General features: G+C 40.3%; 21 protein-coding genes. All 21 read left to right on the plus strand.

Annotated features, from left to right (window positions below):
• Positions 1-51: 51 nt before the first annotated feature.
• The 21 genes from MTT09_RS03445 to xseA all read left to right on the plus strand — a co-directional run bounded on the left by MTT09_RS03445 (position 52) and on the right by xseA (position 22,463).
• Entirely contained in the window at positions 52-843 is a 792-nt protein-coding gene (locus MTT09_RS03445) for a UDP-2,3-diacylglucosamine diphosphatase (RefSeq protein ID WP_429802557.1), read from the plus strand.
• Positions 843-1,796 (plus strand): chemotaxis protein, encoded by a 954-nt coding sequence (locus MTT09_RS03450; RefSeq protein WP_021089619.1) that lies wholly within the window; start codon positions 843-845, stop codon positions 1,794-1,796. The genes MTT09_RS03445 and MTT09_RS03450 overlap by 1 nt, the downstream gene beginning before the upstream one ends.
• A gap of 8 nt (positions 1,797-1,804) precedes the next feature.
• A complete protein-coding gene (locus tag MTT09_RS03455) occupies positions 1,805-4,162 on the plus strand; it encodes a hybrid sensor histidine kinase/response regulator (RefSeq protein WP_429802559.1) in 2,358 nt (785 codons plus the stop codon).
• Positions 4,163-4,172: 10 nt separating this feature from the next.
• Entirely contained in the window at positions 4,173-4,670 is a 498-nt protein-coding gene (locus MTT09_RS03460) for a chemotaxis protein CheW (protein WP_021087872.1), read from the plus strand.
• Positions 4,671-4,678: 8 nt separating this feature from the next.
• Positions 4,679-5,305: a phosphoserine phosphatase SerB gene (gene serB / locus MTT09_RS03465; protein ID WP_429802561.1), complete on the plus strand. Its 627-nt coding sequence runs from the start codon at positions 4,679-4,681 to the stop codon at positions 5,303-5,305.
• Between the two features lie 4 nt (positions 5,306-5,309).
• Positions 5,310-6,302, plus strand: coding sequence for a transaldolase (locus MTT09_RS03470; protein WP_148824687.1), 993 nt, complete (start codon positions 5,310-5,312; stop codon positions 6,300-6,302).
• Positions 6,302-7,462, plus strand: a complete 1,161-nt coding sequence (locus MTT09_RS03475) for a type IV pilus twitching motility protein PilT (RefSeq protein WP_148824686.1) — start codon at positions 6,302-6,304, stop codon at positions 7,460-7,462. The genes MTT09_RS03470 and MTT09_RS03475 overlap by 1 nt, the downstream gene beginning before the upstream one ends.
• A 67-nt stretch (positions 7,463-7,529) precedes the next feature.
• Positions 7,530-8,066, plus strand: coding sequence for a 50S ribosomal protein L25/general stress protein Ctc (locus MTT09_RS03480; protein ID WP_002939542.1), 537 nt, complete (start codon positions 7,530-7,532; stop codon positions 8,064-8,066).
• A gap of 11 nt (positions 8,067-8,077) precedes the next feature.
• Positions 8,078-8,626: an aminoacyl-tRNA hydrolase gene (gene pth, locus MTT09_RS03485; RefSeq protein ID WP_429802564.1), complete on the plus strand. Its 549-nt coding sequence runs from the start codon at positions 8,078-8,080 to the stop codon at positions 8,624-8,626.
• Positions 8,623-9,687, plus strand: coding sequence for an LptF/LptG family permease (locus MTT09_RS03490; protein ID WP_429802566.1), 1,065 nt, complete (start codon positions 8,623-8,625; stop codon positions 9,685-9,687). The genes pth and MTT09_RS03490 overlap by 4 nt, the downstream gene beginning before the upstream one ends.
• A gap of 55 nt (positions 9,688-9,742) precedes the next feature.
• The gene (lysA, locus tag MTT09_RS03495; RefSeq protein WP_429802568.1) at positions 9,743-10,966 is read left to right on the plus strand and encodes a diaminopimelate decarboxylase; all 1,224 of its coding nucleotides are present in this window, start codon (positions 9,743-9,745) and stop codon (positions 10,964-10,966) included.
• Positions 10,950-12,029 carry a prephenate dehydratase gene (gene pheA / locus MTT09_RS03500; RefSeq protein ID WP_009294657.1) on the plus strand — a complete coding sequence of 360 codons (1,080 nt, stop codon included), beginning with the start codon at positions 10,950-10,952 and terminating at the stop codon, positions 12,027-12,029. The genes lysA and pheA overlap by 17 nt, the downstream gene beginning before the upstream one ends.
• Complete coding sequence (hisC, locus tag MTT09_RS03505) at positions 12,029-13,126, plus strand: histidinol-phosphate transaminase (RefSeq protein ID WP_429802570.1); 1,098 nt, start codon at positions 12,029-12,031, stop codon at positions 13,124-13,126. Before pheA ends, hisC begins: the two co-directional genes overlap by 1 nt.
• A gap of 4 nt (positions 13,127-13,130) precedes the next feature.
• Positions 13,131-14,828: a flagellar basal-body MS-ring/collar protein FliF gene (gene fliF, locus MTT09_RS03510; RefSeq protein WP_429802572.1), complete on the plus strand. Its 1,698-nt coding sequence runs from the start codon at positions 13,131-13,133 to the stop codon at positions 14,826-14,828.
• Positions 14,828-15,859 carry a flagellar motor switch protein FliG gene (gene fliG, locus MTT09_RS03515; protein WP_012001435.1) on the plus strand — a complete coding sequence of 344 codons (1,032 nt, stop codon included), beginning with the start codon at positions 14,828-14,830 and terminating at the stop codon, positions 15,857-15,859. The genes fliF and fliG overlap by 1 nt, the downstream gene beginning before the upstream one ends.
• Positions 15,856-16,722, plus strand: a complete 867-nt coding sequence (fliH, locus tag MTT09_RS03520; protein ID WP_429802574.1) for a flagellar assembly protein FliH — start codon at positions 15,856-15,858, stop codon at positions 16,720-16,722. The genes fliG and fliH overlap by 4 nt, the downstream gene beginning before the upstream one ends.
• On the plus strand, positions 16,715-18,541 hold the full coding sequence (gene dxs / locus MTT09_RS03525) for a 1-deoxy-D-xylulose-5-phosphate synthase (protein WP_429802576.1): 1,827 nt from the start codon (positions 16,715-16,717) through the stop codon (positions 18,539-18,541). Before fliH ends, dxs begins: the two co-directional genes overlap by 8 nt.
• A 71-nt stretch (positions 18,542-18,612) precedes the next feature.
• Positions 18,613-19,023, plus strand: coding sequence for a Fur family transcriptional regulator (locus MTT09_RS03530; protein ID WP_009294652.1), 411 nt, complete (start codon positions 18,613-18,615; stop codon positions 19,021-19,023).
• 139 nt (positions 19,024-19,162) lie between these two features.
• The gene (locus MTT09_RS03535) at positions 19,163-20,569 is read left to right on the plus strand and encodes a CHAD domain-containing protein (RefSeq protein WP_429802578.1); all 1,407 of its coding nucleotides are present in this window, start codon (positions 19,163-19,165) and stop codon (positions 20,567-20,569) included.
• A gap of 12 nt (positions 20,570-20,581) precedes the next feature.
• Positions 20,582-21,304: a bifunctional demethylmenaquinone methyltransferase/2-methoxy-6-polyprenyl-1,4-benzoquinol methylase UbiE gene (gene ubiE, locus MTT09_RS03540; RefSeq protein WP_429802580.1), complete on the plus strand. Its 723-nt coding sequence runs from the start codon at positions 20,582-20,584 to the stop codon at positions 21,302-21,304.
• Positions 21,297-22,463 carry an exodeoxyribonuclease VII large subunit gene (gene xseA, locus MTT09_RS03545; RefSeq protein ID WP_429802582.1) on the plus strand — a complete coding sequence of 389 codons (1,167 nt, stop codon included), beginning with the start codon at positions 21,297-21,299 and terminating at the stop codon, positions 22,461-22,463. Before ubiE ends, xseA begins: the two co-directional genes overlap by 8 nt.
• Position 22,464: the final 1 nt, after the last annotated feature.

Below are 22,464 nucleotides of genomic sequence, written 5' to 3' on the forward strand. Positions count from 1 at the left end.
AAGAGCTAAAAACTACTTTTTGGCTCCGTTAATTTTTAATTAAGGCAAAATTTGAGCGAATATCTATATGCCCCCGTTATAAAAGAAGGTGCGATCTTTTTGGCTGATGCGCATGAAAACATAAACCGCGATGGATTTTTGAAATTCTTGCGCGCCGTTGATGGCGGAGAGATCAAGGAGCCACCGCAGATTTTCTTGCTCGGCGATATATTTGATTTTTTAACGGGCGAGGGCGAATATACGCAAAAATTTTACGCTGAGCACTTAAGGCTTATAAATAAAATTTCACAAAAGGTGGAAATTTTTTACTTCGAGGGCAACCACGATTTTAGACTTTCAAATTTATTTAATAAAACTAGAGATTTTTGGGACAAAGGGGAGAGGCTAAGCTTTGAGGGGGTAAAGGTCTATGATATTTGCGCTCAGCCAGTGAAATTTAGAACTATAAGTGGCGAGCACGTCCAGATCGCGCATGGCGATATATTTTTGCCTTTTATAGATAAGTATGCGCTTAGGTTTTTAAGGCTTAGATGGTTTTTGAAATTTATGAACGCGCTTGATAAAATTTTGGATTTTAAAATTTCAAAAGCGATACTAGCCAAACTTACTAAGAAAAATCTGCACTATAAAATTTCAAACTTCAAGGAGCTAATGAGCAAGCATTTGCAGGGCTTTGACGCAAGTATAGTGATAGAGGGACACTATCATCAAGGTGAGCTATTTGATATTTACGATAGATTTTATATAAATTTACCTTGTTTTGCATGCGAGCAAAGTTATTTTGTTGTAGAATACGCCCAGCAAAAGTTGAATTTGCTCAAAATGAGTTTGAAAGGACATTGATGTTTGGAGACAACGTACTAAAAACGGGCTCAAACGAGATGGAACTTGTTGATTTTCGTATCTTTAAAAAGGCCGAAAACAAAGTATATGAAGGAATATACGGAGTCAATGTCGCAAAGGTGCGGGAGATCATTAAGATGCCAAATCTTACCGAGCTTCCTGGCGTTCCTGAGTATATCGAGGGAATTTTTGATTTAAGAGGTGTGGTTATCCCTGTTATAAATTTGGCAAGATGGATGAATATAGTCGAGCCAACTGAGGGTGTAGTCATAAAACCACGTGTTATTATCGCTGAATTTAGCGGTATATTGATCGGTTTTATCGTCCATGAGGCCAAGAGGATCAGACGTATAAACTGGAAAGACATAGAGCCTGCAAATTTTGCTGCCGGAGCTGGTACTCTAGATAAGGGCAAGATCACAGGTGTAACGAGAATAGAAAACGACGAAGTACTTCTTATTCTTGATCTTGAAAGCATCGTTGAAGAGCTAGGAATTTACTCACCAAAGATCGAATTTGACGTAACAGACGATCAAAAGATCAAAGGTGCTGCTTTGGTTCTAGATGATAGCTCAACTGCTAGAAAGCTAGTAAAAGATGCACTTGAGAAGATGGGCCTTAGCGTAGTTGAAGCTAAAAACGGCGTTGAGGGCTTAGAGAGGATGGAGGAGCTTTATCAAAGATATGGAGATAACTTAACAAAAGAGCTTAGAGTTATCTTAAGTGATATCGAAATGCCACAAATGGATGGATACCGCTTTGCTTCAACTATTAAAAATGATGATAGATTTAAAGATGTTCCAGTTGTGTTTAACTCTTCATTAAGCAATGAATTTAGTGAGGTTAAGAGTAAAGAAGCCGGTGGTGCTGCGTATCTTACAAAATTTGATGCTGGTGTATTTTATCAAGAGGTGCTAAAAGTGATTGAAGCACATTCTAAATCTGCGAAGTGAGGTGAAGTATGGATGATATGAAAGAAATAATGGAAGACTTTTTAATAGAGGCTTTCGAACTTATTGAGCAGATAGACCATGACCTTGTTGAACTAGAGGCAAACCCTGAAGATTTGGAGCTTTTAAATAGAATTTTCCGTGTTGCTCACACAGTAAAAGGTAGCTCAAGCTTTTTAAATTTTGACGTTTTAACAGAGCTTACTCACCATATGGAGGATGTTTTAAACAAAGCTAGAAAAGGCGAGCTAAAGATCACTCCAGATATCATGGACGTTGTTCTTGAGTCAGTTGATATGATGAAAAGACTACTTGAGAGCATTAGAGATAACGGTAGTGACGCAGCCGCTGGCATCGATATTAAAAATATTTGTGTAAGACTTACTCAAATTTCTGAAGGTGAAGCACCAAGTGCAGCCACAGAAGCTCCAGCAGCAGCACCAGCTCCTGAGCCAGTAAAAGAGCCAGAGCCAGCCGCACCAGCTGAAGAAGCAGCTCCTGAAGTAAGCGATGCTGAGCTTTCAAAGCTAAGTGACTCTGAGGTTGAAGCTGAGATAGAGAGACTTTTAAAAGTTAGAAAAGCAGAAGATCAAGCAAGACGTGCTTCAAAAGGCATAGCTCCAAAATCTCCTGAAGAGATAGCACCAGCTGCAAGCGCTGCACCAGCACCAGCACCTAAGCCAGCTCCTAGTAGAGAAAGAGATGCAGATAAAAAAGTGCCAGCAGCTAGTAGCAGCAGCAGTGCAGTAGCACAAGAGCAAACGATACGTGTTGAAGTAAAAAGACTTGATCACTTGATGAATTTAATCGGCGAGCTTGTTCTTGGTAAAAACCGCTTGTTAAAAATTTATGATGACGTAGAAGAGAGATATGAGGGCGAGAAATTCTTAGAAGAGCTAAATCAAGTAGTATCAAGCCTAAGTCTAGTTACGACTGATATCCAGCTAGCTGTTATGAAGACGAGGATGCTTCCAATAGCAAAAGTCTTTAATAAATTCCCACGTATGATACGCGATCTTAGCCGTGAGCTTGGTAAGCAGATCGACCTTGAAATTTCAGGTGAAGAGACTGAGCTTGATAAATCAATCGTTGAAGAGATCGGCGATCCGCTAGTACATATCATTAGAAACTCATGCGATCATGGTATCGAAGATCCTGAGACAAGAAAAGCAATGGGCAAACCTGAAAAAGGCCTTGTTCAGCTAAAAGCCTATAATGAGGGCAACCACATCGTTGTTGAGATAGTTGATGATGGTAAGGGCTTGGATGCTGATATGCTTAAAGCTAAGTCTATAGAAAAAGGCATCATCACTGAGCGCGAAGCTGATGCGATGAGTGAGAAAGAGGCATTTGGTCTTATATTTAAGCCAGGATTTTCAACTGCAGCCAAGGTTACAAACGTATCTGGTCGTGGCGTTGGCATGGACGTTGTTAAGACAAATATTGAAAAGCTAAATGGTATCATTGATATCGAGAGTGAAGTTGGAAAAGGCACAGTTATGAAGCTTAAAATTCCACTCACACTTGCGATCATTCAGTCACTTCTTGTCGGAACACAAGAGGAATTTTATGCGATACCACTTGCGAGCGTTCTTGAGACTGTTCGCGTGCCAATTGATGATATTTACACGATCGATGGCAAAAACGTTTTAAGACTAAGAGATGAGGTTTTATCTCTTGTTAGGCTTTCAGACGTCTTTGGTGTTAATAAAGTCTTTGATGGCGGAGATCAAACTTATGTCGTTATCATCGGCGTTGCTGAGGCAAAACTGGGCATCATAGTAGATACTTTAGTTGGTCAAGAAGAGATCGTTATTAAGTCAATGGGTGATTATCTACAAAATATCCCAGGCATCGCTGGAGCTACTATTAGAGGCGATGGCCGCGTAACTCTTATCATAGATGTTGGTGCTATGATGGAGATGGCAAAGGATATTAAGGTAAATATTAGAGCCGAAATGGAAGATAGTGCTAAAGCAAAAGAGAAACCAAGCGACTATAAGGTCCTAATCGTTGATGACTCTAAGATGGATAGAACCATCATGCAAAAATCGCTTGAGCCAATCGGCGTCACAATAATAGAAGCAACTAACGGAGTAGAAGCACTCAATATAATTAAATCAGGCGAGCATGCATTTGATGCGGTGCTCATTGATATTGAGATGCCAAGGATGGACGGATATACTCTAGCTGGTGAAATTCGCAAATACTCTAAGTATCGCACTTTACCGCTAATAGCAGTAACATCAAGAACGTCTAAAACTGATAGATTGCGTGGAGTAGAGGTTGGTATGACAGAATATATCACAAAACCATATTCGTCAGAATACCTTGAAAACGTTGTTAGAAAAAATATTAAATTAGGTTAGGGGTTAGGCGATGAATGATAAACTAAACCAAGTTTTAAGCAAACAAAAACAACAAATTGACGAGCCTGAGATAAAAAACAACGAAGATATAGTCCAACTTGTAGGCTTCGTTGTTGGCGAGGAAGAGTATGCGATACCTATTTTAAATATCCAAGAGATAATCAAACCTATCGAATACACCCGTGTTCCTAGCGTGCCTGACTATGTTCTTGGTGTCTTTAACCTACGTGGAAACGTTATACCGCTTATTGATTTGAGAAAACGTTTTTCACTAAATGTTACAAAGCAAAGCTCAAATACAAGATATATCGTCATGAAAGATGAGGATAATATCGCAGGCTTCGTGATAGACCGCTTGACGGAGGCTATCAGAATAGACCGCAACAGGATCGATCCGCCGCCAGAGACTTTGGTAAAAGACAAAGGCATGATCTATGGTATCGGCAAACGCGATCAAAACATCCTTACGATTTTAAAGGTCGAGAGCCTTTTAAAGCGTGATTTTTAGGGCATAGCTTGATAAAACTTTGCGTTTTTGACTTTGACTCTACGATAATGGACGGCGAGACGATTGATATCCTCGCCGCCGTTAATAACGCCAGCGATGAGGTGGCTAGCATAACTAAGCGTTCAATGAACGGCGAACTTGATTTTTTTGAAAGTCTTACAGCAAGAGTAAAATTTTTAAAAGGAATGCCGCTCTCAAAGGCAGATGAAATTTGTAAAAATTTACCCATCATGCCAGGAGCTAGCGAACTTATAGCTGCTCTAAAGCAAAAGGATATAAAAGTCGTGGTCTTTAGTGGTGGTTTTCACATCGCAACTGATAAGATGCAAGAAAAACTTAAATTTGATGCAAATTTTGCAAATATCTTGCACCACAAAGATGGAATTTTAACAGGTGAAGTTGGCGGAGAGATGATGTTTGGTAGCTCAAAAGGCGAGATGATAGATCGCTTAAAGGGGCTATTAAATTTAGATAAAAGTGAGATCATGTGCGTTGGCGACGGAGCTAACGATGTGTCTATGTTTAGAAAATGTGATCTAAAAATTGCCTTTTGTGCGAAAGAAATTTTAAAAAAAGAGGCGACGCATTGCGTGGATGTCAAGGATCTGTGTGAAATTTTAAATTATATAAGGTAAAAAAATGTATGACAATGAAGCTAAATTTTCTCTTTGGTGTGACTTTATAGAGAGAGATTTTTTACAAAACGAATTCAACTCTTTATTAGAAAAAGGTGCTATAAACGGAGCTACAAGCAACCCAGCTATCTTTAAAACAGCTTTTGCATCACCTGCTTACAAACAGATCATACAAAATAGCAACAAGCGTCATCCAAAAGATCTTTATGAAATTTTAGCGACCCAAGATATCAAGATCGCCGCATGTAAAATGTTAAAAAACTACGCAAATGGCGATGATGGCTTTGTTAGCATCGAGGTTGATCCAAATTTAAGTGGCGAAACAGCTGCAACGATAGAAGAGGGCATCAGGCTTCACAACCTTATCTCAATGCCAAATGTTATGATAAAAATTCCAGCCACAAAAGAAGGCTATGAAGCGATGAGTGCGCTTATGGCAAGAGGCATCAGCGTAAATGCGACGCTCATTTTCTCGCCAGATCAGGCTAAAAACTGCCTAGAGGCTTTTAAAGAGGGTAGTAAGGCTTATGCAAGCCGCTTTGTGGATACGACGATGCCAAAAGGCGTTATCAGCGTTTTTGTTAGTAGATTTGATAGAAAGCTTGATGAGACAATGTCTGCAAAGAGCCTACCAACAGGACAGATCGGCATAATGAATGCTGCAAATATCTATCATATCATTGAGGATTTTGGCTTGGAAAACGTAAGAACACTTTTTGCAAGCACTGGCATAAAAGGCGGGGGCTTAAGAGGGGATTATTACGTTAGGGAGCTAATGTATAAAAACTCTATAAACACAGCTCCGATAGAGACGATAAAAGAATTTATAAAAGAAAAAGCTGAGGCAAAAAATGCCCCTAGCAAAGAGAATATCTCAAGCTTTTTTCACATCATAAAAAATAATGAGATCGATATAAATGCTACTTATAAAGAGCTTTTAAATGACGGCTTAAAGCAGTTTGTTGCAGCATTTGATGAGATTATGAAATCACTTTAATGACCAAAAAAGACCTAGACTCATATCTGTGCTCTTTAGTCGATAAAGGCGGCAGCGACCTTCACCTAAAATCTGCAAGTCTTGTTTATGGCAGATTTAATGGTGAGATCATGCCACTTAGTGAAGAAAATTTAGACCCAAGTGACGCAATAGCTATCGCAAATGAGCTTTTGGGGGCTAAATTTGATGAGTTTATGGATAAAAAAGATATAGATTTTTCTTATAAATTAAATGACGAGTACTGCTTTCGTGTAAATATGTTTTTGCAGATAAATGGAATTTCTGCTGTATTTCGTGTCACTCCAACGAAAATTCCAACCATAAAAGATCTAAATTTACCAAGCGTGGTAGAAAAAATTTGCGCAGAGACCACTCGTGGCATCATTTTAGTGACTGGTCCAACTGGAAGTGGCAAGACAACGACGCTTGCAAGCATGATAAATTTCATCAACCAAACAAAAAGATCGCACATCGTGACTATTGAAGATCCGATCGAATACGTATTTAACGACGATAAAAGTATAATCAACCAGCGCTCTATCGGGGCAGATGCGCTAAATTTCTCAGATGCGCTAAGAGCTTCATTAAGAGAAGATCCTGACATCATTTTGGTGGGTGAGATGAGAGATCTTGAGACGATTGAGACTGCCATTAGAGCTGCTGAGACTGGTCACTTGGTGCTTTCGACACTTCACACCCTTGATGCAAAAGAGAGCGTAAATAGGATAGTAAATAGCTTCCCGCAAGGCGAGAGAGATAAGGTCAGCCTTATGTTCTCTTCAGTGCTTGCTTGCGTCATCTCACAAAGGTTAGTTAAGACGCTTTTTGGCACAAGACGCCCAGCAGTTGAGATCATGAGAAAAAATACCCGCATAAAAGAGCTCATATCTGAAGAGAAATTTGATGAGATCGATCTTGCCATAGCTGAGTCAAAAAATACTTACGGCATGCAAACTTTTGATCAGCACCTGCTTGAGCTTTATGAAAATAAGATAATTAGTGCCGAAGTGGCGCTTGACAATGCTAGCAATAGGGGCGATTTGCAGCTTAAGATAAAAAGCTCAAATGTGGCAGGTTTTAGCTTTGAAAATGGTGTAAATTTTGGCAAACCTCAAAGCAAACAAGATCAACCTGAAGTGATCGCACTTAAAGAAATTTAATAAGCTTTATGTGAAATTTATAAAGCATTAGATAAAATCAGCACCTATTTTTTATGAAAGGAAAACGATGTTAGAAGGTATCGTTAGAGAGAGTATCGGTAAGAAGTCTGCGAAGGCTTTGAGAAGAGATGGTTATCTAATCGCCAACATTTATGGCAAGGGATTAGAGAATGTTGCAGCTGCTTTTAAAGTAAATGACTTTATAAAAGAGGCACGCAAAAAAGAGAGCCTTGCTTTTGATGTAAAAGTAGGCGGAAAAGTTTATAATGTCGTTATTGTTGATTACCAAAGAGATGTTGTTACAAGCGATCTTAAACACGTAGATCTAAAAGTAGCACTTCCAGGCGTTTTATCAAAATATATGATCCCAGTTAAGCCAGTTGGAACACCTATTGGTCTTAAAAATAAGGGCGTTTTGATCCAGTCAAAAAGACGTCTTTGCGTAAAATGCACGGCTGAAAATTTACCAAATTCATTTGACGTTGATGTAAGCAAACTTGACATTGATGATACGATTTTGGTTCGTGATATCACAGCTCCTAAAGGCGTTACTATCATTGACGCTGACCGTGTTGCGGTACTTGGAGTTATTAAAGCTAAATAAAAAGGGCTTTTGTGACACTAATAGCGGGGCTGGGAAATCCTGGCCCCAAATACGAAAACACTAGACACAACATAGGCTTTATGCTTATAGACCTCCTAAAAGACTCAAATTTCAAAGATGTTAGCTCAGCTAAATTTCAAGGCGAAGTTTTTAAATTTAACGACATTATCTTGCTAAAACCAACAACCTTTATGAACCTCTCAGGTCAAAGCGTAAAGGCAGTAAAAGACTTTTATAAGCCAGATAGGATCATCGTCATCCACGACGATCTTGACCTTAGTTTTGGCGCGGTTAAATTTAAAAAAGGCGGCAGTAGCGGCGGACATAACGGCATAAAATCGATCGATAATCTAATCGGCAACGACTACGAAAGAGTGCGCGTTGGCATAGGGCATGAGGGTGATGCTAAAAATTTCGTCCTTGGAGAGTTTAGCGATGAAGAAAAAAAGGCTTTAGATGAAATTTTAGCCTATACAAAAAATGCGGTTTGTGAGCTGCTAAAGAGAGACATCAACGAAATTTCACAAAAATTTACGGTAAAAAAAGGTCTTATCAAATGAAACTATACGCCAGATACGTTGGCTGGGTCTATATAAAATCTTTTCTTATCGTATTTTTAGCACTTGAGCTATTTTATGTTGGCATTGATCTGCTTACAAATTTAAAAGATCTGCCGCCATCTGCGAACCTTCAGCTACTCTACGTCGGCCTTACTGCACTAAGTGCCATTAGCTACGTTTTGCCACTCTCAATCATCTTTGCGCTAATAATTTTGCATGTAAATATGGTTCGCTCAAACGAGCTAATCAGCTTTTATGCTCTTGGTATCAACAAAAACAAGCTCATTTTGCCGCCATTTCTTATCGCGCTTTTTGTGACGTTTTTTTACGTCGGGCTAAATTTTACGCCGTTTGCTTATGCGCATGACTATCAAAAGAGTATCGCTAAAAACACCGCTTTTTCAAAAAGCACAAACGACTCATTTTTGAAATTTGAAGGTAAATTTATCTATATAAAAGAGCTAAATTCAGCCAAGCAAAGGGCAAATGACGTGAGAATTTTTGACATTAATGGCACTGACTTGCTCTCGACAACTTTTGCCGACCACGCTAAATTTAAAGACAATGAGTGGGTTTTAGAAGATGTAAATCAGACCTTTTTGCCTCAAAGCTTAGAACTTGGCGAAAGTGGCTTTAGTAAGGTAAAAAGTGAAAATTTAGATGCGCTAAGAGGCTTTAAGCCAAAGAGCATCGAGAGTGCTGCAAGTGTTGAAAACTCGAAATTTAACATACCTGATGCGATAAATTTTATAAAGACATTTAAAAACGAAGGCATAGGGCTTGATAGCGCAAGGACTGCATTTTATAACCTTGCCATCACGCCATTTTTTGCGCCATTTTTATTGCTTATCTTCTACTATCATTTGCCAGTGACTGGTAGGTTTTTTAACCTCGCACTCTCAACATTTATCTTTGTTGTGATAACACTCGTAGTTTGGGGGCTTCTCTTTATTTTAAGTAAATTTGCTCAAACCTCAGTCATCTTGCCAGAGATTGGCATGGTGCTTCCTATTATTTTGCTTTTTGCATACGCCATTTATCTCATAAAATCGCATCGTTAAGCCAAATTTTGGCAACTTTTTTGTAAAATCAAGCCATTTTAAAAAAGGCTATTTTATGGATTTTAAAGAGCTTGCAAGCAAATACAAAACCCCACTTTACGTCTATGATTTTAACTACATTAAAGAGCGCTACGAGGCGCTAAAAAACGCATTTTACGCTAGAAAATCTCTAGTTTGCTACGCTGTAAAAGCAAACTCAAATTTAAGCGTTTTAAAATTTCTGGCTGATCTTGGAGCTGGATTTGACTGCGTGAGCATCGGCGAGGTCAAAAGGGCGCTTCTTGCAGGTGCTAAGAGATATCAGATCATCTTTAGCGGCGTTGGCAAGAGCGATGAAGAGCTAAAAGAGGCTTTGGAAAATGAAATTTTGCTTATAAATGTTGAGAGTTTTGCCGAACTTTTAAGGCTTGAAGAGATAGCAAAAGGGCTAAATTTAAAGGCAAGGATCAGCATCAGGGTAAATCCAGGTGTCGATGCAAAAACTCACCCATATATCTCGACAGGGCTAAATGAAAACAAATTTGGCGTTGATGCGCAGACAGCTAAAAAGATGTATATCCACGCTAAAGCATCAGAGTTTCTTGAGCCAACTGGCATACATTTTCACATCGGCTCGCAGCTAACTTCACTAAGCCCGATAATAGACGCTGCAAAGATCGTAAGCGAGCTTTTAAGAGAGCTAAGAGCACTTGAGATCGATATCAAATTCTTTGACGTTGGTGGCGGACTTGGCATCATCTATAACGATGAAAAAGAGATAAATTTATACGACTACGCACAAGGAATTTTAGGCGCACTAAAAGGTCAAGATGTGACCGTCGTTTGCGAGCCAGGACGCTTTATCGTGGGCAATGCTGGCTACTTTGTAGCAAGTGTTTTATATGAGAAATTTAATGGCAAAAAGAGATTTGTCATCACTGATGGCGCGATGAATGATCTCATAAGACCAAGCCTTTATGGCGCGCATCACAAAATTTTCGCCTACGGCAAGGATGAAAATTTAGGCACTTGCGATGTGGTCGGTCCAGTTTGTGAAAGCGGCGACTTTTTAGCAAAAGATATCAATCTGCCAGAGTGCAAGAGTGGCGACGTCATCGTGGTTAAAGGGGCAGGAGCTTATGGATTTAGCATGAGCTCAAACTACAACACAAGAAACAGAGCCGCTGAAGTTTGCGTGCTTGATGGCAAAGATAAGCTGATAAGAAGACGCGAGAGTTTCGAGGACGTCGTGGCACCTGAGATTGAGTTTTTGGAGAGCGCTGATGCAAGAGCTAAATGAGCTTAGAAAAGAGATCGATAGTATCGATGATCTCATCTTAAATAAACTAAATGAAAGAATGAAGCTTGTCGAGCAGATCGGCAAGCTAAAGCAAACGACTGGGACGCCTATATATCGCCCTGAGCGTGAGCGAGCTATCATAAACCGCTTAACTAGCCTTAGCAAAGATAAAGCTTTAAATAAGGCTGCGATCGAGGCCATTTATCTTGAAATTTTTGCTGTTAGTAGAAATTTAGAGATGCCTCAAAAGATCGTCTATCTAGGACCTGAGGGCACTTATACGCATCAAGCGGCGCAGAGTAGATTTGGTGCGATGAGCGCCTATCTGCCTCTTGCTACGATCGAGGCAGTTTTTACGAAGCTAGCTCAAAAAGAGGCAAAATACGGCGTCGTGCCTATCGAAAACAACACTGAAGGTGCTGTTGGAGCTACGCTTGATTGTTTGAGTAAATTTGATGATATAAAGATAGTGGCAGAGCTCTACGTAGATATCCACCACAGCTTTGTTAGCATAAATGAAAATTTAAAAGAGATAAAGCGAATTTACTCACATCCGCAAGGCTACAACCAGTGCCGTAAATTTTTAGAAGATCACTTGCTAAATGAGGTCGAATTTGTCCCAGCTAAATCAACCGCAGCAGCTGCATATATGGCATCTATGGATAGAGAATCAGCCGCTATTTGCTCAAAAATAGCAGCTAAAATTTACAACGTGCCAATCGTCTATGAAACGATCGAAGATAATATGGCAAATAGAACGAGATTTTTGATCTTAAGCGATTTTAAAAATGCCAAGGTTGAAAACTCAAAAACTTCGATCCTGGCTAAAACTGATCACAGTCCAGGACGCCTTGCTGATCTGCTTTCTATCTTTAAAAATGAGAATATCAATATCACAAAACTTGAGTCACGTCCTATAAAGCAGCGCGAATTTAAGTCAATTTTTTATCTTGACTTTGAAGGGCATATCGACGATGAGAAGGTGCAAAACGCCTTTGAGCTCGCAAAAGAGAGCGGCGCTGAGATAACTTGGCTTGGAAGCTATTTAAACGGAGATGAGTAATGAAATTTAATGACTTTTTAGATGATCTAGTAAATTACGAGGCTGGAAAGCCGATCGAGCTTGTGGTTAGAGAGTTTGGCATCGATGCAAAAGATGTGATAAAGCTAGCGAGCAATGAAAACCCTTTTGGCACGAGCAAACGCGTAGAAGAGGCGCTAAAAGAGGTCGCTAAAAACGCACATCTCTATCCAGACGATAGCTACTTTGAGCTAAAAGAGGGGCTAGCTAATAAATTTGGCGTAACTAGCAAAAATTTAATCATCGGCTCTGGAAGCGACCAAATCATAGAGTTTGCACTTCACGCAAAGGCGAACAAACAAAGTGGTGTTTTGATGGCTGGCGTGACGTTTGCGATGTATGAAATTTACGCAAAACAAACTGGAGCTAAAATTTACCGCACAAAGAGTGTGGAGCATAATTTGAGCGAGTTTTTAGAAATTTATAACGCGCACAAAGATGAAATTTCTGTCGTCTTTCTTTGCTTGCCAAACAACCCATTAGGCGAGTGCATCGATGCTGACGAGGTCTATAAATTTATAAAAAACATTGATGAAAACACGCTTGTGGTGCTTGACTGCGCTTACAACGAATTTGCTAAATTTAAAGATAGCAAAAAAGAGATAAAGCCAAGCGAGGTGGTGAAATTTAAAAATGCCATCTATCTTGGCACTTTTTCAAAGGCCTACGCACTTGGGGGCATGCGCGTTGGATACGGCGTGGCAAATGAAGAGATCATAGGCGCTCTTTCAAAGCTAAGAGCTCCATTTAACATCACAACTCCAAGCCTAAGAGCAGCGATCGTAGCACTTGGTGATGATGAGTTTGTGCAAAAAACTATGCAAAACAACTTCGAGCAGATGAAGAGATATGAGGAATTTGCAGAGCAAAATGGCATCGAGTTTATCCCAAGCTATACAAATTTCATAACTTTTAAATTTAACGAGCCAAAATCAAGCCAGATATGCGAAAAGATGCTAAAAAAAGGTATAATTTTACGAGATTTAAAAAGCTACGCCTTAAATGCGGTGAGAATCACCATCGGTCAGGCATGGCAAAACGATAGAGTTTTTGAAGAGTTAGAGCAAATTTTAAAGTAGGGATATGGATTTTAAGGCATTACTTCATCAAATAAGTCAAATTTATCAAAAGCTTTCACTAAAACAAAAGATCGTCGCAGGTAGTTCGATCGTCTTAGTAGTGGCTTTTTTGGTATTTTTAACGCTTTACAAAAGTAAAAGTGATAGCTTTGCAGGATATAGCGTCCTTTTTGAAAACATCAGTCCAAGCGACTCAGCCTTAATAGTTGATCAGCTAAACAAAGATGGTATCAAGTATAAACTAGCAAATGAAGGCACAATACTGGTGCCAACTAGCGATGTATATAAAGAGCGTATCGCTGTTGCAACGCTTGGCATACCAAAAGAGAGCAAGATCGGTTTTGAAATTTTTGACAAGCAAGAATTTGGCGCAACAGACGCTGAGCAGAGAGTTAAATTTCAAAGAGCGCTTGAAGGCGAGCTAGCTAGAACGATCGAGAGCCTCTCATCTATCCAAAAAGCAACCGTAAGAATAGCCATACCAAAAGAGAGTGTCTTTACTGAAAGACAAGCACTGCCGACCGCTTCTATCGTTGTTGAGCTAAAGCCAGGCGTTAGTTTAAATGCGAAGCAAATTTTTGGCATTAAAAACCTAGTCGCCGCCTCTGTCACAAATTTAAGCACCGAAAATGTAAAGATCGTCAATCAAGACGGCGTTGCACTTGGCGATGAAGACGGAGAGTTTGATAGTGATACCATAGCTCAGCAGATCCGCTATAAGCGCGAGTTTGAAAATAACTACGAGCAAAAGATCGTAAATGTCCTAGCTCCTATCGTGGGCGGGGCAGATAAGGTCGTAGCAAAGGTAAATATCGACTTTGACTTTGATAAAAAAGATACAAAAAGCGAGGTTTATGACCCAAATAACGTCGTAAGAAGCGAGAGCAACATCGAAGAAAAGCGTCAAGGCTCAGCTCCAAATGAAGTGGGTGGTGTGCCTGGTGCAGTTAGCAACATAGGTCCTGTTCAAGGACTAGATGACAGCACTTTAAAAGAGCAGTACAACAAAAGCTCACAGCAGACAAACTACGAAATTTCAAAGAAAGTGACAAATGTCAAAGGGCAGTTTGCTAGCATAAACAGAGTAAGTGCAGCTGTCGTTATAGACGGGCTTTATCAGAGCAAAAAGGACAAAGACGGCAAGCCAACTGGCGAGCTTGAATTTGCCCCGCTTACCAAAGAGCAAAGAGAATCAATCACAAATTTGATCAAACAATCAATCGGCTACAATCAAAATAGAGGCGATGAGGTGAGCCTAGATAACTTCGAGTTTAAAACTGGCAAAGATGTCAGCACTGGCGAGAAGATGGATGGCTTTATGAACAACTACGTGATGCCTTTCTTGCCGCTACTTAAATACATCTTTGCAGCGCTGCTACTCTACATCTTCTACAAAAAAGTCATCGTGCCATTTATGCAAAAGATGCTTGAAGAGACGAAAGAAGAAGAGGAGCAAGCCCAGGACGATCTTGAAGATATCGAGGTGGATGCTGAAGATACGCTTGAGAAATTTAAAGCCGCTCGCAAGAAGGTCGAGGAGCAGCTTGGTCTTAGCGGTGAATTTAACGAAGACGAGCTAAAATACGACGTCCTTCTTGAAAAGATGAAGATAGTAGTCACTGAAAGAAGCGAGGAAATTTCAAATTTACTCCAAGATATGGTTAAAAATGATAGTGACTTTAACATGCGTAAGGAAATTTGATGTCTATAAAACTAACCGATAAGCAAAAGATGATATATGATGATCTTTCGATGCCAGAAAAGATCGCTATTTTACTGATCCAGCTTGGTGAAGAGGCGACAGCTCTTATATTTTCACACATGGATGTTGATGTCATCACTGAAATTTCAGGCTACATAGCAACTGCAAAAAATATAGACAAGCAAGTTGCAGGCGCTATTTTGGAAGAATTTTACGCTCTAATGCAGTCAAATCAATATATGAGAAGTGGCGGCTTAGAGTATGCAAAAGAAATTTTATACCGCACATTTGGTCCAGAGGCTGCTCAGAAAATTTTAGACAAGCTTGCAAAAAGCATGGAAAACTCAAAGAGCTTTGGCTATCTTGATAAGATAAAACCACAGCAACTTGCAGACTTCATCGTAAAAGAGCACCCTCAAACTATCGCGCTAATCCTAGCCCACATGGACTCAACAAGTGCTGCCGAGACGTTAAGCTTTTTCTCAGATGAGCTAAGAAGTGAGGTCGTGATCAGGATGGCAAATCTTGGCGAGATCAGCCCATCAGTGATCAAACGTGTCTCAACCGTGCTTGAGGGCAAGCTTGAGAGCCTTACATCTTACAAGGTCGAGGTCGGCGGTCCAAGAGCTGTGGCAGAAGTGCTTAACAGACTTGGTCAAAAAGCTAGCAAAAGCACCATTGAGCGCATCGAGCAAAGTGACGATAAGCTTGCTACAACGATCAAAGAGCTTATGTTTACCTTTGAAGATATTATCAATCTTAACGCAACTGCGATTAGAGAAATTCTCAAAAATGTCGATAAAAAAGACCTTATGGTTGCATTTAAGGGTTCAAGCGATGGCATTAAGGATAAATTTTTATCAAATATGTCTCAGCGTGCAGCCGAAGCCTTTAAAGAGGAGATGCAATACCTTGGCGCTGTGCGTGTAAAAGACGTTGAAGAGGCGCAAAGACGCATCGTTGAGGTAGTCCAAGGCTTAGCTGATCAGGGCGTCTTCCAAGTTGGCGAAGCAGATGAGATGATAGAATGAAAAGTAGCGTGATAACAAGTGAGACCTCGCCGGCTCACTTTATAGAAAATTATAGATTTAAGGTGCTTGGGAGCAATGAAAGAGCCCAAGATAGCGCACCTGTTTTGATAGAAGAAAATAATCTTAGTGAAGAGCTAAATGAGCAAAATTTAGAGCAAGGTGGTGAAAATTTTGCACCTCAGATGCCGCACCCAGTGCAACCAAACATGCAAAATCACTTTGCGCCTCAGCCTCAAAATAACCAAGCTCACCAGCCTGGATTTGACTCGAGTTTTGTCGAGGAGCTACTTAAAAAGACAGATGAACTAAGTAGCAACATCATCAAGCTTCAAATGCAAATAGAAAACCAAGAGAGCGAATTTGCAAAGCGTCTTGAAGCTGAGATCGCCCGTGCAAAAGAGGATGGCAAAAATGAAGGCATAGCCCAAACAAACGCTGCAAATGAAGCAAAGATAAAGGAGCTTGAGGCTAAATTTAGCGCTTCAGCTGCAAAGCTAGATGAGCAGTACGTTAAATTTGATGAGTTTTTGAAAAAGAGCGAAGAAGAGCTTGGGCAAACTGCGATAAAGATCGCAAAAGAGGTGATAGAAAAAGAGGTTTCAAGTGCATCTAGCCAGATCGCTCATCACCTAGCAAATTCGCTTATAAAAGAGCTAAGCGACGTAAAAAATATAGAAATTCGCGTAAATCCTGAAGATAGCGACTATCTAAAAGAGCAGTTTAGTAAAAACGAACGCGTAAAAGTAAGCGCTGATGATGCCATAAGCAAAGGTGGCGTGGTGATAATAAGTGAGGGCGGAAATATCGATGCGACGATGCAAACAAGGCTTGAGAAGCTAAAAATGCTGGTAAATAATGAATAAAGACGTTAAAAGCCTAAATATCGATGAGCTAAATGCGCTTTGCCACGACATCAGAGATAAAATTCTATCCACCGTTAGCAAAAATGGTGGCCACCTTAGCTCAAACATCGGCGCAGTCGAGATCATCGTTGCGATGCATAAAATTTTTGACGTTACAAAAGATCCGTTTATCTTTGACGTGAGCCACCAAAGCTACGCGCACAAGCTACTAACTGGGCGCTGGGAGAGCTTTGATACGCTTAGAAAATTTAACGGCATCAGCGGCTACACAAAGCCAAGCGAGAGCAAATTTGACTACTTTGTAGCAGGCCACAGCTCGACATCCATATCGCTTGCAGTTGGCGCTGCAAAGGCGATCAAACTAAAAAATGAAGAGCGCTTGCCAGTAGCTGTCATAGGCGATGGCTCGCTAAGTGGCGGCATGGCGTATGAGGCGCTTAATGAGCTGGGGGATAGAAAATATCCTTGCGTCATCATCCTAAACGACAACGAGATGAGCATAAGTAAGCCAATAGGCGCGCTTAGCAAGTATCTAAGCCAGATGATGGCTGGGCAGTTTTATCAAAAATTTAAAGGCAGGGTTGAGCGCTTTTTAAGCTATATGCCAGACTCCGCAGCCTACATGGCTAGACGCATGGAGGAAGGCATCAGGCTCATCACTCCTGGCATGTTTTTTGAAGAGCTTGGACTTGAGTACATAGGCCCTGTCGATGGACACGACCTCTTGGCACTTCTTAGCACATTTGAAACTGCCAAAAACATAAAAAAACCAGTCATCGTGCACGTGCAGACGCTAAAGGGCAAAGGGTATGAATTTGCTGAGGGTTACTATGAAAATTGGCACGGAGTTGGGCCATTTGATCTAAAAAGTGGCGAATTTATAAAAAGACAGTCAAACAAGTCAGCTACGGCGATCTTTAGCGAGCAGCTTTTAAAGATGGCAAGAGAGCACAGCGACATCGTTGGCGTAACAGCTGCGATGCCAACAGGCACTGGCATGGATGCGCTCATACATGAGTTTCCAGACCGCTTTTGGGACGTGGCGATAGCCGAGCAGCACGCTGTCACCTCAATGTCAGCCATGGCGAAAGAGGGCTTTAAGCCATTTGTCGCGATATACTCGACCTTTATGCAAAGAGCCTATGATCAGGTCATTCACGACGCTTCTATCTTAAATTTAAACATCACATTTGCGATGGATAGGGCAGGCATCGTGGGCGAGGACGGCGAAACGCATCAGGGCGCTTTTGACATTAGCTTCTTAAACGCTGTGCCAAATATGGTTCTTTTTGCTCCAAGGTGCGAAGAGAGCATGAAAAATGTTATGAAATTTGCCTACTCTTACAAGGGTGTTAGTGCGTTTAGATATCCGCGTGGGGCATTTATCTTAAGAGATGAGTTTAAAGCTAAACCGCTTGAGTTTGGCAAGGGTGAAATTTTAGCTGACGCAAAGAGTGAGACCGCATTTTTAGGCTATGGCAACGGCGTTGGCAGGGCAAATTTGGTTAGAAATTTACTAGCTGGCAAGCTCGAATCTATCCTTGTCGATCTAGTCTTTGTAAAGCCGCTTGATAGAGGGCTTTTGCTGGATCTTGCAAAACGCACTAAAAAGTGGTATATCTTTAGCGATAGCGCTAAAAAAGGCGGTGTTGGCGAGATCGTAAGTGCCTTTTTACAAGAAAATGGCATATCAAATGTAAGCGTTGTTAGTTTTGAGTATGATGATAAATTTATCCAGCATGGCTCGACAGCTGAGGTCGAAAAGAGCCTTGGCATAAGCGCTGAGCAAATTACCCAAAAATTACTAGAGAATAATTAATATCATTTAATAAAGAAACGTTTAATATTACTTTTGCTAGCATAAAGCAAAAATTTGTATAGGGGAAAATTATGCAATATGTATCGTTGCTAAAACAGTCTGGGCTTAAAGTAACGCCGCAGCGTCTTAGCGTTTTGAGAATTCTTGATCGTCACACACATCCAACGATCGATGAGCTTTATGATGAAATTTTGAAAGAAAATCCATCAGTTTCGCTCGCAACTGTTTATAAAAACCTAAACACTCTAAAAGACGAGGGGTTGGTGGTTGAAGTAAATATCGTCAATCAAAAGGCGAGATACGACATTTACGAGCATCCGCACATCCACGTGGTTTGCGAAAACTGCGGTAGCGTCGAGGATATGAGCTATGATGACTCAGAGCTTGGCAAATACCAAGAAGCGCTTGAAAAAAAGATCGGTAACATCATCGAGCGCCTAAATATCGTTGCTAGCGTAAAAAGCTGTAAACACTGCCGATAAGGCAAAATTTATGTTGCACTACGCAACATAAATTTTTATTTTTCTTCATAAAACACTTCAAACAAGCCTGAAATTAGCTTTTTTCTCATTATTTTAAGCACTAACTCGCTAAAATAAACAAAAAATTTCGGAGAAAAATGTGGGTTTGGAGATAGAGCGTAAATTTTTACTCAAAAATTCTCAAATTCTAGATTTTCTAAAAGAGGCTGGAGTAGTTTTTAAGCACCTTGAAATTTCTCAGTTTTACACCAAGATCACGCAAAATGAAGAGATCCGCTTCAGAAGTGAAGAGGGCAAATTTATAAAAACGATCAAGGTCGGTAAAGATCTTATAAGAGAAGAAAATGAGGAATTTTGCGAAAAGGCGGAGTTTAAAAAGGCTCTAAAAAACCGCATCGGGCGCGTAATCACAAAAGATAGATACATTTTTCGGCTAAATAATAACCCCTGCAACATCGACGTTTTTAAAGACGGCTTAAATGGACTTTGCACATTTGAGATCGAATTTGCTGATGAAAATGAGGCTGTATATTTTAAGTTGCCACCATTTTTGGAGCAGTTTTGTAAGGCCGATGTCACCTGCGATAAAAGATATAAAAACAAATTTCTAGCCATCCACGCAAACGAAAATGAACAAATTGATTACAAAAGAGCCTACAATGTCTTTAAAAACAAAGAAATTTCACCAAATTTTGCTGCAAATTTAAAGAGCGGCGAGGCTCTTAGAGCTTTGTTTTTAAGCATATTTAAAGAGATAAAGAGGCTAAAGAGCGACTATCTGCAAGATCACGACGAAGAAATTTTGCACAATCTGCGAGTAAATTTAAGAAAAGTTAGGTCGCTACTTAAAATTTTTAACGGCGTTTTTGATGAAAAAGTGACGCTCTTTTTTGGAGAGAATTTTAAAATTTTGGCAAACTCAACCAACAAAAAGCGAGACTTAGACATATTTCTAGGCTTTTTAAGCGAGCAAAAGCATGCAAATGAGCTAATTTATTTTGTGCAAAAGGCTCTAAATTTAGAGTATGAAAACGTTAAAAGCTACCTAGGTGATGAGGAAAACTACGCATTTTTAAAAGAGTGGGAGATATTTTTAAACGAGGGCGAGTTTTATAGATCAAAGCTCTTTGACGTGAGCCTTTCGCGCCTTGGCTCGTTTAAACTTAGAACGCTTCTAGTTTTGGCTCAAAAAAGGTTAAAAAGCCTAGATCAAGACTGCCCAAACGAGAGCTTTCACAAGATCAGGATCGAGCTTAAAAAGGTGAGATACACTTACGAGTTTTTGAGTGAGATTTTTTATTTTGACGGGCTTAAAAAGTATGAAGAGCGGCTAAAAGATATGCAAGAGATATTTGGTGCGCTTCAAGACTACGACGTCTGGCTGGGCATCTTGGAGCGCTTGCCAGTGGCTGCTGGCAAAGAAAAACTTGAGAGTAAAATTTACAAACAAATTTACAAAACCAGAGAAGAGATACTAAAAAAACGGCTTAAATTTATAAAAGCAACTCGCAAAATCTCGCGAAATTTAAAAATTTACTACATATAAAAGGGCAAATTTATGCAAAAACAAGAAAAAATAGTTGATATGTTTAACCAGATCGCTCCGACTTACGACGTCGCAAACAGGGTGTTAAGCCTTGGCGTGGATGTGAGCTGGAGGAAATTTGCCTGCAGATATATGCTAGAAATTTTTAAAAATAAAAGCATAAATATCGTGGACGTGGCTTGCGGCACTGGCGATATGATGGGGCTTTGGAGTGAAATTTCAAAAGAATTTGGCGTAGAAGTAAAAAGCCTAACTGGCATCGACCCATCAAGTGGCATGCTAAAAAAGGCGAGGGCGAAATTTCCAAATTTTAAATTTATAGAAGCCTACGCTGATAATACAACGCTTGCAAGCGGTGAGGCTCAAATTTTAAGCATAAGCTACGGCATAAGAAACGTGGTCGAGCGAAAGGCTGCGCTTAGGGAGTTTAACAGGGTTTTGGCTGATGGCGGCTACGTAGTCGTGCTTGAATTTACTAAACGCCAGAAAAAGGGCTTTATAACTGCGCTAAGAGATTTTTACCTAAGTAAAATTTTGCCAAGTATAGGCGGCTTTATCTCAAAAAACAAACAGGCATACGAGTATCTGCCAAGCTCGATCGAAAATTTCTTGGACGCAAAGAGTTTTTGTGATGAGCTGGTTGAAGCTGGCTTTGAGATAGAGCTTTGCAAGGGCTTTAGCATGGATATCTCGACGCTATTTATCGCTAAAAAGGTAAGAGAGATCAATGCTTAGCGTATCTGAGCTAAACGAAAAAGCAAAGGCGCTGCTTGAAGCGACACTTGACTACGTCGAGGTAAGTGGCGAAATTTCGCGCCTTACAAAGCACGCCTCTGGGCACTGGTACTTCACGCTAAAGGACGAAAAGTCAAGCATCTCAGCTGTGATGTACCGCATGAATAACCAAAAGGTGAAGTTTTTGCCAAAAGAGGGTTTGAAGGTCAAAATTTATGGCAAAGTGACCATTTATTCGCCAAGTGGGTCGTATCAGCTAGTGGCTAGTGCGATGCTGCCTGATGGCGAGGGCGAGCTTGAGCTTGCGTTTAGGCAGCTTAAAGAAAAGCTCGAAAACGAGGGGCTTTTTGACATCAGCGCAAAAAAAGAGATACCAAATTTACCTAAGAAAATAGCCCTTGTCACAAGCGCCACTTCAGCTGCACTTCAGGATATGTTAAAGGTGGTAAAGAGCCGCTGGAGGCTAAGTGAAATTTATATATTTGACGCGCTAACTCAGGGCGAAAGTGCTCCAAGCTCGCTTATAAAAGCCTTACGCAGAGCCGATAAATACGGCGTTGATGTGATCGTTTTAGCTAGAGGAGGCGGCAGCAAAGAGGATCTTTGGTGCTTTAACGACGAGGGTTTGGCACGTGAAATTTACGCTACAAAAACGCCAGTCATAAGTGCTATCGGACATGAGATAGACTACGTTATAAGTGACTTTGTAGCAGACTGCAGATCACTTACGCCAAGTGCAGCCATGCTTGATCTTTTGCCTGATGAAGAGGCGTTTTTCCAGTATCTTGATAGGCTCAGCGACGATCTTGATAGCGCTTTAAATTTAAAGATCACAAAAAAGCAAAATCTGCTAAATTTACTACTTTCTAAATTTTCATCAAACGCCCTAAAAGCTAGGATCGAGCTAAAATTTAGCGAGGTGGCAAACAAGCAAAACACCCTAATAAACGCCGTGCAAAGAAAGATCTTGCTTCTTGGCTCAGCCCTTAGCTCGCTAGAGAAGGCTTATGAGATGAGGGAGCTCTTTTTTGAGAGCACTAAGGGGCTTATCGAGGTTAGAAAAGATGGCAAGAGGGCTGATCTTAGGGATTTAAATTTGAATGATGAGATCGAGCTTGTCTCGCAAAATACACATAAAAAAGCAATTATCAAGGAGTAAA

The organism is Campylobacter concisus (assembly GCF_050447505.1).
Lineage (GTDB): Bacteria > Campylobacterota > Campylobacteria > Campylobacterales > Campylobacteraceae > Campylobacter_A > Campylobacter_A concisus_BP.

Excerpts from the sequence above, each read along its gene's own strand:
- lysA (WP_429802568.1), top strand. The coding sequence starts at position 9,743 with ATGGATTTTAAAGAGCTTGCAAGCAAATACAAAACCCCACTTTACGTC.
- MTT09_RS03530 (WP_009294652.1), top strand. The coding sequence starts at position 18,613 with ATGCAATATGTATCGTTGCTAAAACAGTCTGGGCTTAAAGTAACGCCG.
- hisC (WP_429802570.1), top strand. The coding sequence starts at position 12,029 with ATGAAATTTAATGACTTTTTAGATGATCTAGTAAATTACGAGGCTGGA.
- fliF (WP_429802572.1), top strand. The coding sequence starts at position 13,131 with ATGGATTTTAAGGCATTACTTCATCAAATAAGTCAAATTTATCAAAAG.
- fliG (WP_012001435.1), top strand. The coding sequence starts at position 14,828 with ATGTCTATAAAACTAACCGATAAGCAAAAGATGATATATGATGATCTT.
- dxs (WP_429802576.1), top strand. The coding sequence starts at position 16,715 with ATGAATAAAGACGTTAAAAGCCTAAATATCGATGAGCTAAATGCGCTT.
- MTT09_RS03490 (WP_429802566.1), top strand. The coding sequence starts at position 8,623 with ATGAAACTATACGCCAGATACGTTGGCTGGGTCTATATAAAATCTTTT.
- ubiE (WP_429802580.1), top strand. The coding sequence starts at position 20,582 with ATGCAAAAACAAGAAAAAATAGTTGATATGTTTAACCAGATCGCTCCG.
- MTT09_RS03460 (WP_021087872.1), top strand. The coding sequence starts at position 4,173 with ATGAATGATAAACTAAACCAAGTTTTAAGCAAACAAAAACAACAAATT.
- pheA (WP_009294657.1), top strand. The coding sequence starts at position 10,950 with ATGCAAGAGCTAAATGAGCTTAGAAAAGAGATCGATAGTATCGATGAT.
- fliH (WP_429802574.1), top strand. The coding sequence starts at position 15,856 with ATGAAAAGTAGCGTGATAACAAGTGAGACCTCGCCGGCTCACTTTATA.
- MTT09_RS03475 (WP_148824686.1), top strand. The coding sequence starts at position 6,302 with ATGACCAAAAAAGACCTAGACTCATATCTGTGCTCTTTAGTCGATAAA.
- xseA (WP_429802582.1), top strand. The coding sequence starts at position 21,297 with ATGCTTAGCGTATCTGAGCTAAACGAAAAAGCAAAGGCGCTGCTTGAA.
- MTT09_RS03480 (WP_002939542.1), top strand. The coding sequence starts at position 7,530 with ATGTTAGAAGGTATCGTTAGAGAGAGTATCGGTAAGAAGTCTGCGAAG.
- MTT09_RS03470 (WP_148824687.1), top strand. The coding sequence starts at position 5,310 with ATGTATGACAATGAAGCTAAATTTTCTCTTTGGTGTGACTTTATAGAG.
- MTT09_RS03450 (WP_021089619.1), top strand. The coding sequence starts at position 843 with ATGTTTGGAGACAACGTACTAAAAACGGGCTCAAACGAGATGGAACTT.
- MTT09_RS03455 (WP_429802559.1), top strand. The coding sequence starts at position 1,805 with ATGGATGATATGAAAGAAATAATGGAAGACTTTTTAATAGAGGCTTTC.